Here is an 18,465-nt window from a genome sequence, read left to right as displayed (position 1 = left end):
TCAGAGGTTTTCCATCGAAAGACATGCCATGACCGCCACCGTCGGCATATCCAGCACCTGTCCGAAGACCATGCCGGCCGATCACGCCGAGATTCCTGTCTGGAATGCGGAAAACTGGTTCTACGAAGATTTCGAAATCGGCCACAGGATCCGCTCGCTGCGTCGCACGATCTCAGAAGGCGAATCCCAGCAGTTCAACGCGCTGGTGCTCGACATGCATCCTTACGTTAGCGACCAGATTTTTGCGGAAACCGAGGGCCTGTTCGGCAAGCGGCTCGTTGCCGGCGCCTTCGTCTTTTCCGCCGGGCTTGGGCTCGTCGCCACCAATTGCGTCAACGCCTTTTCCTATGGATACGACAAGTTGCGCTTCATCAAGCCTACCTTCATCGGCGAGACGATCTACACCATCCGCACAAATCTCGATAAGCAGCCGAAATATGCCGAGCTCGGCCTGATCCGCTCTTCCTACGAAGTCTTCAAGGGCGAAGGCGAATTGGTGCTCTATTGCGAGCATATCCAGACCGTGCGCTACAGGAACGGCCGGCCCGCGGACGCGCCGCCGCTGAAAGTCCGACATGACCAAGGATAACGAAGAGGGCCTGCTCTCCGGCATCATCGTGCTGGATATGAGCCAGTTTCTTGCCGGCCCGATGGCGGCGCTACGGCTCGGCGATCTCGGCGCGAGGATCATCAAGATCGAGCGGCCCGATGGCGGTGATCTCTGCCGCCGGCTCTATCTCAGCGACACCGAGATCGGCGGCGACTCCACGCTGTTTCATGCCATCAACCGCGGCAAGGAGAGCTTTGCCGTCAATATGAAGGATGAAGGCGACCTGCAGGAACTGCGCGCGCTGATCGCCAAGGCCGACGTGGTCATCCAGAATTTCCGCCCCGGCGTCATCGAAAGGCTTGGCCTCGACTATGCCGCCGTTGCCGCTATCAATCCCCGCATCGTCTATGGCAGCATCACCGGATATGGCCCCGACAATGAATGGCGCCATTTCCCCGGGCAGGATCTCCTGGCCCAGGCCCGCTCCGGCGTCATGTGGCTGAATGGCGAGGCGGATGACGGGCCGGTGCCTTTTGGGCTCGCCGTCGCCGACATGCTGGCCGGTAATCTCCTGGTTCAGGCCATCCTTGCCGGACTGGTGCGCCGCGGCGTCACCGGCCACGGCGTGCATGTGGAGACGAGCTTGCTGGAGGCGCTGGTCGATTTCCAGTTCGAAGTGCTAACCACCCATCTGAACGACGGCGGCCGACTGCCGAAGAAATCCGCCGTGCGCAATGCACACGCCTATCTCGCGGCGCCGTATGGCGTCTATCGCTGTGCCGATGGCTGGCTGGCACTGGCGATGATGCCGCTGGAAAAACTCGCGCCGCTGCTCGATCTGCCCGCTCTTGCCGGTTACACGCCGGATGATGCCTTCCAGCATCGGGACGAGATCAAGACCATGATCGCCAGCCGCCTGCAGGAGAAGACGGTTCGCGAGTGGCTCGATCTCCTGGAACCCGCAGACATCTGGGCGGCCGAAGTGCTTGACTGGCCGAAACTGCTGCAAAGCGCGGCTTTCCGTAAGCTCGATATGCTGCAGACGGTAACCCGCGATGACGTCGCCTCGGTACGCACGACGGCAAGCCCGATCCGGGTGAATGGTGTTCGAGCCAAGAATGATATGGCGGCGCCGACGATCGGCGGGCAGTCGGAGAAGATCAGGGCGGAGTTTCTTTGCTAGGTTCTCTACGCAACACCCGTGATACCCCCCTCTGTCACTTCGTGACATCTCCCCCACAAGGGGCAGGGGTATCGCATATGAGCGGAGATCGCCGCTGTCCCCCTTCTCCCCAGCGGGGAGAAGGTGCCGCCAGGCGGATGAGGGGGTGCCCGCCAAGACCACAAAAATCCATGAATTCAAATCGATAACCCCCTCATCCGACCCTTCGGGCCACCTTCTCCCCAGCGGGGAGAAGGAGCTTATGGTGCTCGTCCGCCTCCATATGCGATAGCCCTGCCACAAGGGGGGAGATTGGTAACCTGCGGCACCGTCATCGAAAGATAATAAGCCTCGTATCCGCTGATACGATCGCGCCTCATTTTGTAGAACTAGCGATGCGCCCTAACGATCTCCCCCTTGTGGGGGAGATGTCCCGAAAGGGACAGAGACGGGTATCGTAAGCGCGTCAAACTCAAAGCCTCAACCTATCACCCAAATAAAAAGGGCGCCGCATCCCCGCGACACCCCTCTCAAATCATAGCTCCCCAAAGAGAGAGCCAATCTCATTTTCAAGCCGCAGCGAGCTGCAGTTCCTTGCTGACCATGGCGCGCAGCGTGCCGAGATCCTTGGCGAAGGCGCGGATGCCTTCGGAAAGCTTCTCGGTTGCCATTGCGTCTTCGTTCATCATCCAGCGGAAGGTCTTTTCGTCGACGGCGATCTTTTCGACCGAGCCCTTGGGCTCCGGCGAGAGCTTGCGCTCCAGCTTGCCTTCGTCCTTGGAAAGTTCGTCGAGCAGGTTCGGGCTGATCGTCAGGCGATCGCAGCCGGCCAGCGCTTCGATTTCGCCGGTGTTGCGGAAGGAGGCGCCCATGACGATCGTCTTGATGTCGTTGGCCTTGTAATAGTGGTAGATATCGCGCACCGAGATGACGCCCGGATCTTCCTCAGCCGTGTAGTCCTTGCCGGTCGACTTCTTGTACCAATCGAGGATGCGGCCGACGAAGGGCGAGATCAGGAATGCCTTGGCATCGGCGCAAGCAATCGCCTGGGCCTTGCTGAAGAGCAGCGTCAGGTTGCAGTCGATGCCTTCCTTCTGCAGCACTTCGGCGGCGCGGATGCCTTCCCAGGTGGAGGCGAGCTTGATCAGGATGCGGTCGCGCTCGATGCCGCGCTCCTTGTAGGCAGCGATGATGGCGCGGGCCTTGGCAAGCGAAGCTTCGGTGTTGAAGGAGAGATCAGCATCAACTTCCGTCGAGACACGGCCGGGAACGAGACCGGAGAGCGCTGCGCCGACGGAGATTGCCAGACGGTCGGCAACGGCGGCAACGACGGCTTCGGAGGCACCACCCTGCTTCTTGCCCCAGGCAACGGCTTCCTTGATCGCATCGGCGAACATCGGCGTGCCGAGCGCCTTCAGCACGATGGTCGGGTTGGTGGTGCAATCCACCGGCTTCAGGCGAGCGACTGCCTCGATATCGCCGGTATCGGCCACGACCGTCGTCATGGCGCGGAGTTGATCAAGCTTGGAAGTCATAACAGGTATCCTTGTTGAATGAGGCCCATTGGAATGGGAGATATCGGGCGGCAAATCCGGTCTTGCGCCGGGCGGGACCGAAGGCGTCAGGGGAGTGCGGCCTTCCTTCTCCTATGTTTTGGTAACGGGATAAAAACAGCGAAAGTTCCATTTCCGGTGAACGGCCGAGCGATGAGGAGACAACCTTCCGAAAACAAGCTTTCCGCCGGCATCGGGCGCCCTATATGGCTCCCCGTCCGGCCTGGCACTTGCTCGCGGCAGCACTCGCACATTGTCCTCCTCGACTGGACAAGACCGAATTCCTCAGTGCTGACTATCAGCAATCTCGCACGGAAAAGTCAAGGACATTTGTGCAATTCGATTGACATAAGTTTCATGTCATAGAATATCGGCAGCAGAAGAGCCGATCTCGCCTGCTCCTGTCATCCGTCATCATTCCGTTTCGCATCTCAGGTGGATCATGACGTTAAACGGCGCATGCGACAATCTTGCCGGAGGACCTGTGGCCAAACTGAGACGCGGAACCCATACCGCCTATTCGGAGACCTCCTCCCTGAGGCTTCGCGCCGCCTGGCTCTATTACAATCAGGGCCTGACGCAGAAGGATGTTGCCGAGCAGCTCGGCATCAGCCGCACCACGGTCATCCGCCTGCTGGACGAGGCCATGCGCCGCGCCGAGGTGCAGATCTGGATCACCGAAGGCATCGACGACTGCGTGGAACTGGCGATCAAGCTCGAGCGCACCTATGGGCTCGACGAGGCGATCGTCGTTCCCGAGCCGGCCGGTGGCAATGTCAACGCCCAGGCAAAGAGCGTCGGCCTGGCGCTCGGCCAGTTCCTGACGGAGGCCATCCCCGACAATTATACGATCGGCGTCGGCTGGGGCCGGACGATGACCGCTTCGCTCGCGAGCTTCCGCCCGACCCGCCGCGACAATTGCAAGGTGGTCTCCCTGCTCGGCGGCATCGTCGCCGTCCACCAGACAAACCCGATCGACTATACCTGGCGCCTGGCAAGCCAGCTCGGTGCCGAATGCTACATGTTCCTGGCGCCGCTTCTGGTCGACTCCGTCGAGACCAAGCGCAATCTCATCGAAAAGTGCGGTCTTGAAGCCATCTACCGGCTGGCGGAAAACCTCGATCTCGCCATCGTCAGCTGCGGCGATATCGGCCCGCAATCAACCTCGCTATCGGAGGGCTTCATCTCGAAGCGCGAGCTGGAAGAATTGATCGACATGGGTTGCGTCTGCGACACCATGTTCAATTTCCTCGATGCCGACGGCAATTCGGTCGATCACCCGATCAACAAGCGCGTCATGTCGGTCGATCTCGATACGCTGAAAAAGGCAAAGCACATCGTGATCTCGTCCGGCGGCGCTCACCGCGCCCAGGCGATCAGCGCCACCATCAAACGCATCGGCTGCAATACTTTGATTACGGATGAAAGCGCTGCCAAGGCGCTGCTGCAGATGGCCATGGCCAAGGCGGCGTGAGGGCGTTTCGGCTGCCAGTTCCGAGCGGGTCGAAGGTGCGTACCCCCCTCTGTCGCTTTCGCGACATCTCCCCCACAAGTGGGGAGATTGGTAATGCGCAGCAATCTCTCACTTCAAAGTAAACATCGATCATGCTGAAATTACAGCAGCTAAACATTCATTTGGGCGAGCAGCAAACTCCTAACGATCTCCCCCCTTGTGGGGGAGATGTCCCAACAGGGACAGAGGGGGTATCAGAGCCTCAACGATCTCAAAACTTTCGAACACCCCTCAAGCATCCCCCGCTTCCCACCCCAGCATCGCCCGTTTGCGCGTAAGCCCCCAGTGATAGCCCGTTAGCTGCCCGTTCTTGCCGAGCGCTCGGTGGCAGGGCACGACGAAGGAGATCGGGTTGCGGCCGACGGCAGCACCTACGGCCCGCATGGCCGTCGGCTGACCGATATCCCTTGCGATGTCGGAATAGGTCACGGCACGGCCCATCGGGATCTTCAACAGGCTTTCCCAGACGCGAAGCTGGAAATCCGAGCCGATCAGCACGACGCGCAGCGGCTGGTCGCTTGACCAGTTCGAGCGCTCGAAGATGCGGGCCGCATAAGGTGCCGTCGCATTCGGATCCTCGATGAACTCGGCATTCGGCCAGCGGCAGGTCATGTCGGCGAGGCAAGCCTTCTCATTGCCGGAATCGCTGAAGGCGAGACCGGCAAGGCCGCGATCCGTGACCATGATCAAAGCGAGGCCGAAGGGCGAGATGTGAAACGCATAGCGCATCACCAGGCCGCTGCCCCTTGCTTTCCATTCGCCAGGCGACATCGCCTCATGTGTGACGAAAAGATCGTGCAGTCGACTGGGGCCGGACAAGCCGACCTCGAAGGACGTTTCGAGCAGCGGTAGATCCTCCTTGCGCAAAAGGCGTTTGGCATGATCGAGCGTGACGGCCTGCAGGAAGGCCTTGGGCGACAGTCCGGCCCAGCGCGTGAATGTCTTCTGCAATTGTGTCGGCGACTGGCCGAGCCTCTCGGCGAGCATCTCCAGCGATGGCTGGTCGCGATATTCCTCGGTGATGAGCTCGATGACCTCCCGGACGGTGTCGTAGTCCTGACCTTCCGGGGTGATGTCTTTCTTCAGCTGTGCAATCGCATTCATGATCTTTCTCCTTGAAAAGGAGAAAACCACGGCAAGAGGGCTAAAACCACCCGTTTCTTGCGTAAGTGGTCTCTCTGCAAAAATGTGATACCGCCGGGTTGGGAAGACCGCTCATATCCGTTGTGTCACGGTCGCCAATGCCCGCTTGAAGGCTTTGGCGAAACTCTCGCGATCCTCCGGATTGAGGAAGGAGCCGACATCGGTGTCGTGGCTCCTGTCGCGGACATGCATCGACACGACCCCGATCTCGCGGTGGCGGCGAACGAGGAAGCGCGTCCAGAACGGATTGAAATCATGTTCCACCATGCGGCCCGTCGGCGAGAATTTGCGGATGGAAACATTGGTGCGCGATATCGTCACCTCTTCGCGCACACGGCCCGATCGATAATTCAGCCAGAAGGCGCCATAGAGCAGGAGGAAATCGGCGCCGAAGAAAATCCCGATCGGCCAGGCGCCTCGCGTGACGAAGAGAACACTGTAGATGAGACAGAAGCCGCCCGCCAAGGCCAGCATGACCCTGAACCCCTTTCGCGGCAGCGAGCGATGGGGAAACAATTCGGCGGCAAAAACCGGCCTGTTGCCGTCTGCAGCCGTATCGGCGTTGCGTTCCGTCATAGGACTTGAGTATAGGTCGTTTATGGCAAATCCAAAGATCAAATCCAGCGCCCAAACCGTGAAAAAGTCAAATGCGACCGCAGGCCGCAAGCCGGCGGCCAAAAGCCTCTATTCCAAGGCGGACCTGGAAGAAATCTTCCGCCGCTTCTCCATCCAGCGGCCGGAACCGAAGGGCGAGCTGGAGCACGTCAACCCTTTCACGCTCGTCGTCGCTGTCGCGCTTTCAGCACAGGCGACGGATGCCGGCGTCAATAAGGCGACGCGCGCCCTCTTTGCCGTTGCCGACACGCCGCAGAAGATGCTCGATCTCGGCGAGGAGCGCATCCGCGAATATATCAAGACGATCGGCCTCTACCGAAACAAGGCGAAGAATGTCGTAGCACTTTCGGAAAGGCTGATCACCGATTTCGGCGGCGAGGTGCCGCGGACGCGGGAGGAGCTGATAACCCTGCCCGGCGTCGGCCGCAAGACCGCGAACGTTGTCCTGTCCATGGCCTTCGGCCAGGCGACGATGGCGGTCGACACGCACATTTTCCGCATCGCCAACCGGCTGCTGCTCGCCCCCGGCAAGACGCCCGACGAAGTCGAGCAGCGGCTGATGAAGATCATCCCCGATCAGTATCTCTACCATGCCCACCATTGGCTGATCCTGCATGGCCGCTATGTCTGTAAGGCGCGCAAGCCCGAATGCGAGCGCTGCGTGATCGCAGACCTCTGTCGCTCGCCGGAAAAGACCTGGGACATCCCCGCTCCCCTGGTCGAACTTCCGGCGCAGATCATCGAGGCTGAAGCGGCAGGCTGAACCTATCGAAGGCGCGGGTTCGCTTCCTTGTGCGAAATCAGCTTGTGCAGATGCACCATCATGCCGGCGGCAAAGAGCGGCGTCAGCAGATTGAGAAGCGGAATTGCCAGAAAGGCTGCGATGACCAGGCCTGCCAGAAAGACCGTGAAGGCGTGTTTGACGCGGAATTGCCGCGCCTCGTCCGGTGAGCGGAAGCGCATGGCGGCGAACTCGAAGAATTCGCGTCCGAGCAGATAGCCGTTCACCAGAAAGAAGGCGATCAGGTTGACGCCCGGAATGAACAGCAGGAACAGCGCCACGATATTGCCGACGATGACGACGCCGAGAAACCGCACCGAGCTTTTCATCGCCGCGACGATCGGCATCGCCGTTCCGGGCGCATCGCCTGGATAGTCGCGCTTTTCTACAACTTCGGCGACATCATCGAGAAAGAGTCCGGCAATCAGGGCTGTGACCGGCGAAATCAGCAGCGCCATGGCCAATGCCAATGCGATGCCGGCGAAGATGGCGAGGAAGAGCGTAAGCCAACCCGTCCAATCCGAGGTGGACGGCATAAAGCCCTGCAGCCAAGGCAATACGAAAGAATTGAAGGCGCCTCGCAGGACGAACCAGAGCACGAGAAGCGCCAGCAATGTGAGACCCAGAACCTTCCAGAAAACCTTGCGCGTCTCCGGCGCAAAGAGATTTTCCAGGGAGAGGCGGGCAGCAAGGCCAATCATTCGGTCTACCTCTTTTGGTGGCAGTTGGACACTTAAGAAGCGGTTGCATCGATATCAATATCCCGTGCAGATATATGAATGTGCCAATTAAAAATTTGAATTATTGTAATACAGTTTGCACTAATATATCCTGTACGCCACATTAAGAACAACAACCGCAACAAGATCGGCGACCCGATCGAAATTGAATGGCTGATTGACATAGAAATTGACGCAACAGAACATCGAAAAGACCACCAAAGGGGCGCAAAACTTGGAAGACCTCAGTCAGAAACTTAGACAATATATAAAGATCGGCACTCCGGCCGAACGAAGAATTGCTAAGTATTTCTCCGAGCATCTGAATGAACTACCGTTCGAGACGGCTTCCTCCGTTGCCGACAGGCTGGAACTGAGCCCGATGACGGTAGGACGGTTTCTGCGGTCGCTCGGCTATCACGGTCTGGATGGGATAAAGGTGCATCTCAGAGAAAATGCACCGAGCCTCACGTCGCAATTGCCCAATATCCTCGAACAGCTTCAGAAGGACGCAAGCGAAGGTCGCCCGCTCGCAACGCAAATTGCCGAACAGGTCGAGATGCTGCAGCATATCTACAACCTCGCCGGCCAGCCGCAATGGCGCGACGCGGTTGCGACAATTCTGTCCTCCGGCAATGTCTTCATCACCTCCCATCCCAGTCTCGCGGGGATCGGCCACTATTTCCGCGACCGCCTGACCTTTGCCCGTGATCAAGTCCTTTTCCTCGACGGCGCCAATGGCAGCTATATCGAGCTGTTCGGCAAGCCATCCGAGGATGCGCTGCTCGTTGTCATCGATTCCCCGGGTTTCGTCACATCGCGTCTTCTGGCGCGCTCGGCTCGTCGCGCGGGCTGCAAGGTATTGCTGGTAACCGGTCAATTCACGGAATGGGCGCATGAATTCGCAAACATCACGCTGTCCTTGCCGCCACAACGAGCCAATAGCCGCGAAAGCCTTTCAGCCATAATGGCGTTGATGGAATATCTCGCGATTTCAGTCGCTCACGCCGCAGGTGAAGCGGCGGAAATGAGAACGCGCCGCATAGAAGAACTTCAAGGTATATTCGCCCAGGCGCCGCTCCGGTAAGCCGCCTATTCCATGGCGTCCAGTTCTGCGCGGTGGCGGTACATGGCGAGGAAGCGCCGGTAATCGCGATCGTAGAGTTCCTTCTTTTCGGCATTCGGCAGCCGTTCATGACCGCCCGGATACATGGCGGCGCCGGCAACTCCGAGGCTTTCGTGAATCCCGCAGGCGACCGAGGCGGCGATTGCGGTGCCGAGCAAGACCGTCTCGTTCATCTTCGGGATAACGACCTTGCAGCCGGTCACGTCGGAATAGAGCTCCATCAGCACCGAATTCTTCACATGGCCACCGGCGACATGCAGCGTGTCGGGCACGTAGCCGTAATCCCGCATTCGCTCCAGGATATGACGAATGCCGAGTGCAATGCCGACGCTGGTGCGCCAGTACAGCCTGCAAAGACCATCGAAGGAGGCGTCCAGCGTCATGCCGCTGATGACGCCCAATGCATGCGGATCGGCAAGCGGCGAGCGATTGCCGTGAAAATCGGGCAGCACATGGATACGCCCGCCGAAGGAAGCACCCTCCTCCAGCCGCAATTCCGCGATCCGCCGGACGATGCGGTCATGCAGTGCCGCTGTTGGATGTCCGCCGGCTGCATGCATGCTGACGATATGGTCGAGGAGCGCACCGGTGGCAGATTGTCCGGCTTCGGCAAGCCACATGCCCGGAAAGACTGCTTCGTAATAGGGGCCCCACATGCCGGTGCTGCGCTTGCGCTCCCGCGCAAAGGAAACCACGCAGCTTGAAGTTCCCGCAATCAACGCCAGTTGATGCTCCAGCATGTCGGCATCGCCGGCATGGCCGGCAAGCGCGCCGAGCGCGCCCGCATAGGCATCGATCAAGCCCGCACCGACATGGCATTCACGGTCGAGACCCAGCGCTTCCGCCGCCTCGGCCGTCAGTGTGCCGATGGATCGACCGACTGCAACACTTTCGTCGGGCAAACTGCCGCGCTCGCGCAGATCGCCAAGGCCGATCACGTTGAGAAAATCGGCCTGCCAGCCCGGTTGGCGGTGCGCCAGATAATTCCATTTCGCCACCAGCGTGGAGCGCGACCGCGCAAGCGAACCGGTCGCCTTCCAGGTCATGAAATCGGCAAGGTCGAAAAAGTAGCCGGCCTCGGCCCAGCTTTCCGGAAGGTTCTCCTTCAGCCACATCAATTTCGGCATTTCCATTTCCGGCGACATGAACTCGCCGGAATATTCAAGAACCGCGTGCTTCGTCGCCGTACAGTAATCCGCTTCGGCCAGCGCTCGATGATCGAGCCAGACGATGGTGTCGAACCTTTTCTCGCCCCCGGTGGACACGGTGAGCTGTTCGCCATCGCGATCGCGCACAACCAGCGAGCAGGTCGCATCGAAGCCGATAGCACCGATAGCGGATGCGGCAACGCCGGATGCCTTCACGGCTCCGCGAACGGCGGTGCAGACGGCAGTCCATATATCTTCGGAATCATGCTCGGCGTGGTTCTCGCGCGGGCGGTTCATCAGGATCGGATGTTCACTTTTACCCAGCAGTGAACCGCCCGCGGTGAAGACACCAGCGCGTGCGCTGCCTGTGCCGATATCGACCGCAACCACGTGATCACGCATGCAAAAGAGGTCCCGCCCACTTATCTCTTGTTGCGGACAAGTTGTATCAATTCCGGCATCGCGTCAAACACGACTTCCGGGGAAAGCTGCTCCAATTCAGCCCGATAACTCGGCGAATGAGCATGCGAACCACCGGTGAAGGCAAAGACCGTCATGCCGGCCGCGCGCGCTGCCGTGATCCCCGCAGGACTATCCTCGACGACAATGCATTCCTTCGGCGGTACGCCCATTTTTTCCGCCGCATAGAGAAAGAGATCCGGCGCAGGCTTGCCACGCTTGACCATGCTGGCGCTGAAGATATTGGGTTCTAGCCTGTCGAGCAGACCGGTCACGCCGAGAGAGAGACGGATGCGCTCAAGCTGGCTCGACGAGGCAACGCAGCGCGGCAGCGAAAGCGCATCCAGCGTTGCACTGATGCCATCGATCGGCTTCAGCTCATGTTTGAAGCGCTCATAGAGATCGTTGCGGATACGGTCGAGAAATGCCTGGTCGATGAAGACGTCGAATTCCGTCTGCATCGTATCGACGAGCGTCGCCAGGCTCTTGCCGAGGAAGCGGCTGTAGACATCCTCCTCGCTCATCTCGACGCCGACATCATGCATCGCCTGGATGAGCACGCCGACCGACAGCGGCTCGCTGTCGACAAGCACGCCGTCGCAATCGAAGATTACGAGCCCTGTTCCCGCATCCGCCATCACAGATCCAACCTGAATTTTGTTGCTGTCCCGCCAGCCGGAAACCCGGCATGGCAATGGAAAACGGCCGGAACAGGAGAGGTCCGGCCGCTTGAAAATTACTCCGCGAGTTTGTTGTCCAAGTATAGCTGCAGGGTGACGCGGGTACCCTTTTCCCACAGCGTTTTCAGTGCATGCGCGAAGCGCTTTCGGAAAAGATCGGATTTGGCGACATCTCCGAAAATATCATCGAACACCAGGAAGGCGTTCGGATCGTCCTTCGCCTTGAGCGCCGCTTCATGCAGCCGATCGGCGCTGGCATCGTTGAAGACGATCTCCTTGCCACTGTCGCTCTTGCCGGCAAAGTAGCGGCACCACAGCGCCGAGACGAGCGATAGGCCGACAATATCCTCGCCGCGACGAAGGCGGTCGGCCGTCGACGGCAGAATGAACTTCGGCTGGCGGTTGGAGCCGTCCTGCGCCAGGCGCGGGATGGTATCGGCGATCTTCGGATTGGAGAAGCGCCGCTCGATCAGCTTAAAATAATCCGCAAGCACTGTGTTCGGCACCGGCGGGATGACGGGGATGATCTCATCATTTTCGAGCTTGGCGAGGAAGGCGCGGATCAGCGGCTCTTCCATGGCTTCATGCACGAAGTGAATGTCCATCAGCGCCGCCGGGTAGGCGATCGCCGCATGGCCGCCGTTGAGGATGCGGATCTTCATGTGCTCATAGGGCGTCACGTCGGGCACGAAGGTCACGCCGACCTTTTCCAACGGTGGGCGGCCTGCGGGGAAATTGTCTTCCAGCACCCATTGCTTGAACTCTTCGCAATAGACGGGCCAGTTGTCCTCGATATCGAAAGCTTCTTTGAGCAAGTCGATTTCACGCGCACCCGTCGCCGGCGTGATGCGATCGACCATGCCATTCGGAAAGGCGACATGCGCAGCGATCCAGTCGGCAAAGGCCGGATCGGAAAGCCGCGCCGTGCCGACGACAGCAGCTTTGGTGACGCCGCCATTGTGGGGAATGTTGTCGCAGGACATGACGGTGAAAGGCTGCAGGCCGGCCGCACGCCGCGCCTTGAGACCAGCCACGATCAGGCCGAACACCGTCTTCGGCGCATCCGGGTTCTGCCCATCGGCCACGATCGCCGGATGGGCGGGATTGAACTTGCCGGAGGCATCGATGAAGTACCCACCCTCGGTAATCGTCATCGAAACGATGCGGATCGCGGGATCGGCAAGCTTGGCAACGATTGCCTTGGCATCGCCGACCGGCAGGATGTCGATCATCGGCGCAGTCACGCGCGCGGCCGTGCGATTATTGTCCTGCTCGACCACTGTCGTCAGAAAATCCTGGGCAGCCAGCTTCTCGCGCATAGCCGCATCCGACGGCAGCACGCCGGCGCCGATGATCGCCCAGTCATGGGCTTCTCCCGAATTGAAAAGATCGTCGAGATAAACAGCCTGATGGGCACGATGGAAATTGCCGACACCGAAATGCACGATACCAGCCGAAAGCGACTTCCGGTCATAAGCAGGAATAGCCGCCTTTGCAGCCGCCTGCTTAAGAGTTGCGAGCGATAATTTGCACGTCATGTCTCTGGTCCTTTTGAAGGTCTCTGGCTCCGGACGGCTCGGGAACGCCGCACCGGCTGGTATGCTTGACCGGTCCACGCAGATCGATGGATGCGAACCGGAACAGATGCATTGGCCGTGCCCGCTCAAGCGCACACGGCCTTGGCTTTCAGGCTGAAATCGCCAGCCCTTCGGCGTTGAACCGGTGAATATGGGCCTTGTCCGGTGTCAGGTAGACGGTATCGCCGGCCCGGGCTGGAAAATCACCCGAGCCGCGAGCGGTCACCGTGCCGATCCCGTCGACATCGATATGCAGGAAGGTGTCGGAGCCGAGATGCTCAGCAACGAGAACCTTGCCCTGCCAATCGCCCGACGTGGTCGACAGCAGCACGTGTTCCGGCCTGACGCCGATCGTGTCGGCGCCAAAGGTCTGCGCATAAGCGCCCTTGACGAAATTCATCTTCGGCGAGCCGATGAAGCCAGCGACGAAAAGATTGCGCGGGCTGCGATAAAGCTCCAGTGGCGAGCCAACCTGCTCGATATTGCCGCGGTTGAGCACGACGATCTTGTCAGCCATGGTCATGGCCTCGACCTGATCGTGCGTCACATAGATCATCGTCGTCTTCAACTGCTGATGCAGCTCGCTGATCTCGAGGCGCATGTTAACGCGCAGTGCCGCGTCCAGGTTCGATAAGGGCTCGTCGAAGAGGAAGGCTGCCGGCTGACGCACGATGGCGCGACCGATCGCGACGCGCTGGCGCTGACCGCCGGAAAGCTGGCGCGGCTTGCGCTCCAGATAATCCGTCAGGTTCAGGACGCGTGCGGCATCCGCCACCTTCTTGTCGATTTCCGCCTGCGGCATGTTCGCCATCTTCAGCGGAAAGGCGATGTTCTTGCGCACACTCATATGCGGATAGAGCGCGTAGGACTGAAACACCATGGCAAGGCCGCGCTCGGACGGCTTAAGATTGGTGCCATCCTTACCGTCGATCATGATCTGGCCGCCGGAGACATCTTCGAGGCCGGCGATCAGGCGCAGCAGCGTGGACTTGCCGCAACCCGAAGGGCCGACGAAAACGACGAACTCGCCATTGTCGATCTCAAGATCGATGGAAGGGATGACCTTGGCTTCGCCGAAGACCTTGGAGACTTGTTTGAGAACAATGCTACCCATGTTTCTCTTCCTTACTTAACCGCGCCGAAGGTCAGGCCGCGAACGAGTTGCTTCTGGCTGAACCAGCCGAGGATCAGGATCGGAGCGATCGCCATGGTCGATGCCGCTGAAAGCTTGGCATAGAACAGGCCTTCCGGGCTGGAATAGGAGGCGATGAAGGTGCTCAGCGGCGCCGCGTCCACCGCGGAGAGATTGAGCGTCCAGAAGGCCTCGTTCCAGGCGAGGATGATGTTGAGCAGCATTGTCGAGGCAAGGCCGGGGATCGCCATCGGCGTCAGCACGTAAATGATCTCCTTGGCAAGCGTCGCCCCATCCATGCGGGCCGCCTCGAGGATCTCGCCGGGAATTTCCTTGAAGTAGGTATAGAGCATCCAGACGATGATCGGCAGGTTGATGAGCATCAGCACGACGACCATGCCCACCCGGCTGGCGAACTGGTTGTTCAGGAGGCCGAAGCTCTGGAACAGCAGATAGATCGGAATGAAGGCGCCGACCGGCGGCATCATCTTCGTCGACAGCATCCACATCAGGACGTCCTTGGTGCGCTTGGTCGGCGAGAATGCCATGGCCCAGGCGGCAGGCACCGCAATGAGCAGACCGAGAATGGTCGAACCGAAAGCGATGATGACCGAATTGCCGAAGTGGAGGAAATAATCCGAGCGCGACTGCACCTCGAAATAATTCTCCAGCGTCCAGTGGAAGAAGAGGAATTGCGGCGGCGAGGCAATCGCATCGCCTTCCGTCTTGAAGCTCGTCAGGATCGTCCACAGGATCGGGAAGAAGATGAGGAGCGCCACGACCCAGGCGGCGACCGATACAACGATCTTGCGTTGTGTGGTGATTTTGCGTGCCATCTCAAGCCTCCAGATTCTTGCCGACTGCGCGCATCAGGAAGATCGCGACGATATTGGCGAGGATGACGGCGATGATGCCGCCCGCCGATGCGCCGCCGACATCCTGCGACAGAACGATCTGCGAATAGACGAGATAGGTGAGGTTCGTCGTCGCCGTACCCGGACCGCCATTGGTGGTGACGAGGATCTCGGCGAAGGCCGACAGCATGAAGATCGTCTCGATCAGGATGACGACGGTGATGGCGCGCGCCAGATGCGGCAGGATGATGTAGATGAATTTCGAAACCGGTCCCGCGCCATCCATCTCGGCGGCTTCCTTCTGTTCCTCATCCAGCGACTGCAGGGCTGTCAGCAGGATGAGCGTGGCGAAGGGCAGCCACTGCCAGGCAATGATGATGATGATCGACAGAAGCGGAACCGTCTCCAGCCAGGTCAGCGGATCGAGCCCGAAAAAACGGAAGAGATGTGCCAGGAGCCCGTTCACTGGGTTCATGAACATGTGCTTCCAGATGAGGGCGGCGACCGTCGGCATCACGAAGAAGGGCGCAAGCACCAGCATGCGCACGATGCCCTGGCCGAAGATCGGCTGATCAAGAAGGAGAGCCAGCGCAATACCGCCAATGACGGTGATCAGCAACGCACCACCGACAAGCAGCAGCGTCACGATCAGCGAGCTGAGGAAGGCCGGATCGGTGATGAAATATTCGTAGTTGAGAAACCCGAGGAAATCATGCGTGCCGGGGTTCAGAAGATTGTAGTTCAGCGTCGAGAAATAGATCGTCATTACGAGCGGGACGATCATCCACGCAAAGAGAAGCAGAACCGAAGGCGCCATCATGACGCGTGCGGTGGAACGGGTGTGCAACGTTGCCATGGCAAGTACCGACCTATCTTTAAAGGAGGGGGTGGCCGCGGACCGGCTGAAACAAAAGGGCCGCCAAGGGCAGTTCGGCGCTCGGCGGCCTAGGGGAAAGCAACGCTCGAGAGGGGGCGCTGCTTTCCTTAGCTTCGAAGGCCGTTACTTCGGATAGCCGGCCTTCTTCATTTCGCGTTCCGTCAGCTGCTGGGCAGCCTTCAGAGCCTGATCGACCGAAATCTGGCCGGCGAGAGCAGCCGAAAACTGCTGGCCGACAGCCGTGCCGATGCCCTGGAATTCAGGAATGGCGACGAACTGAACGCCGACATAGGGAACCGGCTTGACAGTCGGATGCGTCGGATCAGCCGAATTGATCGAGTCGAGCGTCATCTTGGCGAAAGGCGCTGCCTTCTGGTAATCCGCATTCGCATAGAGCGAGGTGCGGGTGCCGGGAGGTGCATTCAGCCAGCCTTCCTTCTGTGCGACCAGGTTGGTGTAGTCCTTGCTGGTGGCCCAGGAAATGAACTTTTCCGCCGCTTCGGTCTTCTTCGAGGAAGCCGGGATGGCGAGGTTCCATGCCCAGAGCCAGTTGCCGCGCTTGCCGAGGCCCTTATCCGGAGCCAGAGCGAAGCCGACCTTGTCGGCAACCTTCGATTCCTTCGGATCGGAAACGAAGGAAGCAGCAACGGTGGCGTCGATCCACATGCCGCACTTGCCGGACTGGAACAGGGCCAGGTTCTCGTTGAAACCGTTGGACGATGCACCCGGAGGTCCGGCATCCTTCATCAGCTTGACGTAGAAGTCGAGCGTGTCCTTCCATTCCGGCTGGTCGAACTGTGCCTTCCACTTTTCATCGAACCAGCGGGCGCCGAACGAATTCGACATCGCCGTCAGGAACGCCATGTTTTCGCCCCAGCCCGCCTTGCCACGAAGGCAGATGCCATAGACTTCATGGTCCTTGTCGGTGATTTTGCGGGCTGCATCGGCAACAAAGTCCCAAGTCGGCGCATCCGGCATTTTCAGGCCGGCCTTGTCGAACAGGTCCTTGCGGTACATCACCATCGAGCTTTCGCCGTAGAACGGCGCTGCATAGAGCTTGCCGTCGGTCGTCAGACCGCTGCGAATGGCCGGGAGAAGGTCATCCACATCATAGTTCTTGTCGGCGGAAAGCTTGTCGAGCGAGGCAAGCCAGCCGAGCTTGCTCCAGATCGGTACTTCATAGGTGCCGATGGTCAGCACGTCGTACTGGCCCGCCTTGGTAGCGATGTCGGTCGTAACCTTCTGGCGCAATACGTTTTCTTCAAGCGTGACCCACTGCAGGTCGATACCGGGGTTCTTGGCTTTGAAATCGTCCGTAAGCTTCTGCATACGGACCATGTCGCCGTTGTTGACGGTTGCAATCGTGAGGGTTTCGGCAGACGCCAGGCCGGCAAACATCAGAGCCGAGCAGGCGCCCAGCAGTAAAGTTTTCAATTTCATATCTTCCTCCCAGAAGATTAAAAATGAGCATTCGCTTTGCTCGTGGGCAATTACTCACTTCTTGCGACAAAATGTCAATGCAGATTCGTTGCTGCATTGCCGAGCAAGCAACCTATCCTTTTGTTTTTATGAGTTAAATTTTTTGCTCAAACCTTGAGCAAAAATTCGGCAACTGCCTCGTCGGTAATCAAACCATTGATCTGCTGACCGACAACGGCCGCCTTGATCGCCTGGAATTTGCGCCGACCCTTTGCGATTCCGATGACGCTGCAGGTATCGCGCGACGGCAAGGGCGCACTGGCGACGCGCTCATTGACATCATCGGGCATGAGGTTGCCATTGCCATCGAAAACCCAGCCGCAGATCTCGCCGGCAGCGCCCCGATCCATCAACGCCAGCATCTCGTCCCTCTCGAGAAAGCCGTCGAGACAGAGCGGCGCTTCCACGCCCATCTCCCCGATACCGACGAAAGTCACGTCGGCCTGAGCGCTAATATCGAGCGTCGAGCGCACCAGTGCCTGCGCATGCAGGAGCTCCCGCTCCTCGGCCGACGACACCAGCACCGGCAGCGGCATCGGAAAGTGCCGCGCCTTGACGACGTCGGCCATGCTGAAGATGACGTTGTAATAGGCAGCGGAACCGTCGGGACCGATATTGCCCGTCAGCGACACCACCCGATGCTGCAGACATTCGATCGCCGGCAGCTGGTCGACTGCAGCCTTCAACGTGCGGCCCGTGCCGATCGCCAGCACGATGGGGTCGGCTCGCCGCAGCCAGCGCTCGATTTCGGCAGCACCGGCCTCGGCGATGCCAATGGTCGAAGATGTGCTGTCGGGATCGCTCGGCACGATATCGACATGGCGCAGGCCGAACTTCTTCTTGAGCTCCGCCGCATATTCCAGACAGGCGGCGATCGGGTGATCCAGCCGAACCTTGATCAGCCGTTCGGCAACGGCCAGCGACACCAGACGCTGCGCCGACTGCCGGGATATTCCCATCGCAACGGCGATTTCATCCTGCGTGCGGCCGGCGACGTAGTAGAGCCATCCGGCCCGCGCCGCATCGTCAAGCCGCCCCTGGGAATCCAGCTTCTTCGCCATCGCCTTCCTTTACCGAAACAGCGTCCTTGCTCGGGA

General features: G+C 59.5%; 17 protein-coding genes. 5 read left to right on the top strand and 12 right to left on the bottom strand.

What is annotated here, in order from left to right:
* Positions 1-28 precede the first annotated feature (28 nt).
* Positions 29-589 carry a MaoC family dehydratase gene (locus tag JJQ51_RS31940; protein WP_113354499.1) on the top strand — a complete coding sequence of 187 codons (561 nt, stop codon included), beginning with the start codon at positions 29-31 and terminating at the stop codon, positions 587-589.
* Positions 576-1,733, top strand: a complete 1,158-nt coding sequence (locus JJQ51_RS31935) for a CaiB/BaiF CoA transferase family protein (protein ID WP_269245794.1) — start codon at positions 576-578, stop codon at positions 1,731-1,733. Before JJQ51_RS31940 ends, JJQ51_RS31935 begins: the two co-directional genes overlap by 14 nt.
* Before the next feature lie 548 nt (positions 1,734-2,281).
* Here the strand turns inward: JJQ51_RS31935 and tal are convergent.
* On the bottom strand, positions 2,282-3,247 hold the full coding sequence (gene tal, locus JJQ51_RS31930; RefSeq protein WP_069615972.1) for a transaldolase: 966 nt from the start codon (positions 3,245-3,247) through the stop codon (positions 2,282-2,284).
* 502 nt (positions 3,248-3,749) lie between these two features.
* Between tal and JJQ51_RS31925 the strand changes: the two genes are divergently transcribed.
* Positions 3,750-4,739 carry a sugar-binding transcriptional regulator gene (locus tag JJQ51_RS31925; RefSeq protein WP_113333625.1) on the top strand — a complete coding sequence of 330 codons (990 nt, stop codon included), beginning with the start codon at positions 3,750-3,752 and terminating at the stop codon, positions 4,737-4,739.
* 270 nt (positions 4,740-5,009) lie between these two features.
* Here JJQ51_RS31925 and JJQ51_RS31920 read toward each other — a convergent pair whose 3' ends face one another.
* The gene (locus tag JJQ51_RS31920; protein ID WP_069615970.1) at positions 5,010-5,882 is read right to left on the bottom strand and encodes a methylated-DNA--[protein]-cysteine S-methyltransferase; all 873 of its coding nucleotides are present in this window, start codon (positions 5,880-5,882) and stop codon (positions 5,010-5,012) included.
* A gap of 111 nt (positions 5,883-5,993) precedes the next feature.
* Positions 5,994-6,497: a DUF2244 domain-containing protein gene (locus tag JJQ51_RS31915; protein ID WP_113354622.1), complete on the bottom strand. Its 504-nt coding sequence runs from the start codon at positions 6,495-6,497 to the stop codon at positions 5,994-5,996.
* Positions 6,498-6,519: 22 nt separating this feature from the next.
* Between JJQ51_RS31915 and nth the strand changes: the two genes are divergently transcribed.
* Positions 6,520-7,299 carry an endonuclease III gene (nth, locus tag JJQ51_RS31910; RefSeq protein ID WP_269245793.1) on the top strand — a complete coding sequence of 260 codons (780 nt, stop codon included), beginning with the start codon at positions 6,520-6,522 and terminating at the stop codon, positions 7,297-7,299.
* 2 nt (positions 7,300-7,301) lie between these two features.
* Here the strand turns inward: nth and JJQ51_RS31905 are convergent, their stop codons facing one another.
* Entirely contained in the window at positions 7,302-8,018 is a 717-nt protein-coding gene (locus tag JJQ51_RS31905; protein WP_113332437.1) for a sulfate transporter family protein, read from the bottom strand.
* Positions 8,019-8,271: 253 nt separating this feature from the next.
* On the opposite strand from JJQ51_RS31905, the gene JJQ51_RS31900 reads away from it, so the two are divergent.
* Positions 8,272-9,123: a MurR/RpiR family transcriptional regulator gene (locus JJQ51_RS31900; protein WP_269245792.1), complete on the top strand. Its 852-nt coding sequence runs from the start codon at positions 8,272-8,274 to the stop codon at positions 9,121-9,123.
* Positions 9,124-9,128: 5 nt separating this feature from the next.
* Here JJQ51_RS31900 and JJQ51_RS31895 read toward each other — a convergent pair whose 3' ends face one another.
* The 8 genes from JJQ51_RS31895 to JJQ51_RS31860 all read right to left on the bottom strand — a co-directional run bounded on the left by JJQ51_RS31895 (position 9,129) and on the right by JJQ51_RS31860 (position 18,429).
* Positions 9,129-10,712: an FGGY-family carbohydrate kinase gene (locus JJQ51_RS31895; RefSeq protein WP_269245791.1), complete on the bottom strand. Its 1,584-nt coding sequence runs from the start codon at positions 10,710-10,712 to the stop codon at positions 9,129-9,131.
* A gap of 20 nt (positions 10,713-10,732) precedes the next feature.
* Complete coding sequence (locus JJQ51_RS31890; protein ID WP_113332439.1) at positions 10,733-11,407, bottom strand: HAD family hydrolase; 675 nt, start codon at positions 11,405-11,407, stop codon at positions 10,733-10,735.
* A 98-nt stretch (positions 11,408-11,505) separates the two neighbouring features.
* Positions 11,506-12,987: a mannitol dehydrogenase family protein gene (locus tag JJQ51_RS31885; RefSeq protein ID WP_269245790.1), complete on the bottom strand. Its 1,482-nt coding sequence runs from the start codon at positions 12,985-12,987 to the stop codon at positions 11,506-11,508.
* Positions 12,988-13,135: 148 nt separating this feature from the next.
* Positions 13,136-14,140, bottom strand: a complete 1,005-nt coding sequence (locus tag JJQ51_RS31880; protein WP_113332441.1) for an ABC transporter ATP-binding protein — start codon at positions 14,138-14,140, stop codon at positions 13,136-13,138.
* Positions 14,141-14,151: 11 nt separating this feature from the next.
* Positions 14,152-14,994: a carbohydrate ABC transporter permease gene (locus tag JJQ51_RS31875; protein WP_113354494.1), complete on the bottom strand. Its 843-nt coding sequence runs from the start codon at positions 14,992-14,994 to the stop codon at positions 14,152-14,154.
* Between the two features lies 1 nt (position 14,995).
* Positions 14,996-15,868 (bottom strand): carbohydrate ABC transporter permease, encoded by an 873-nt coding sequence (locus tag JJQ51_RS31870; RefSeq protein ID WP_095435901.1) that lies wholly within the window; start codon positions 15,866-15,868, stop codon positions 14,996-14,998.
* A gap of 144 nt (positions 15,869-16,012) precedes the next feature.
* A complete protein-coding gene (locus tag JJQ51_RS31865) occupies positions 16,013-17,329 on the bottom strand; it encodes an ABC transporter substrate-binding protein (RefSeq protein ID WP_113332442.1) in 1,317 nt (438 codons plus the stop codon).
* Between the two features lie 146 nt (positions 17,330-17,475).
* Entirely contained in the window at positions 17,476-18,429 is a 954-nt protein-coding gene (locus JJQ51_RS31860; RefSeq protein ID WP_113332443.1) for a sugar-binding transcriptional regulator, read from the bottom strand.
* Positions 18,430-18,465: the final 36 nt, after the last annotated feature.

Source organism: Rhizobium sp. AG207R, assembly GCF_027109195.1.
Taxonomy (GTDB): Bacteria; Pseudomonadota; Alphaproteobacteria; order Rhizobiales; family Rhizobiaceae; genus Rhizobium; species Rhizobium dioscoreae.
The sequence above is the reverse complement of the archived record's forward strand: the minus strand, read 5'-3'. Positions and strand labels throughout refer to the sequence as shown.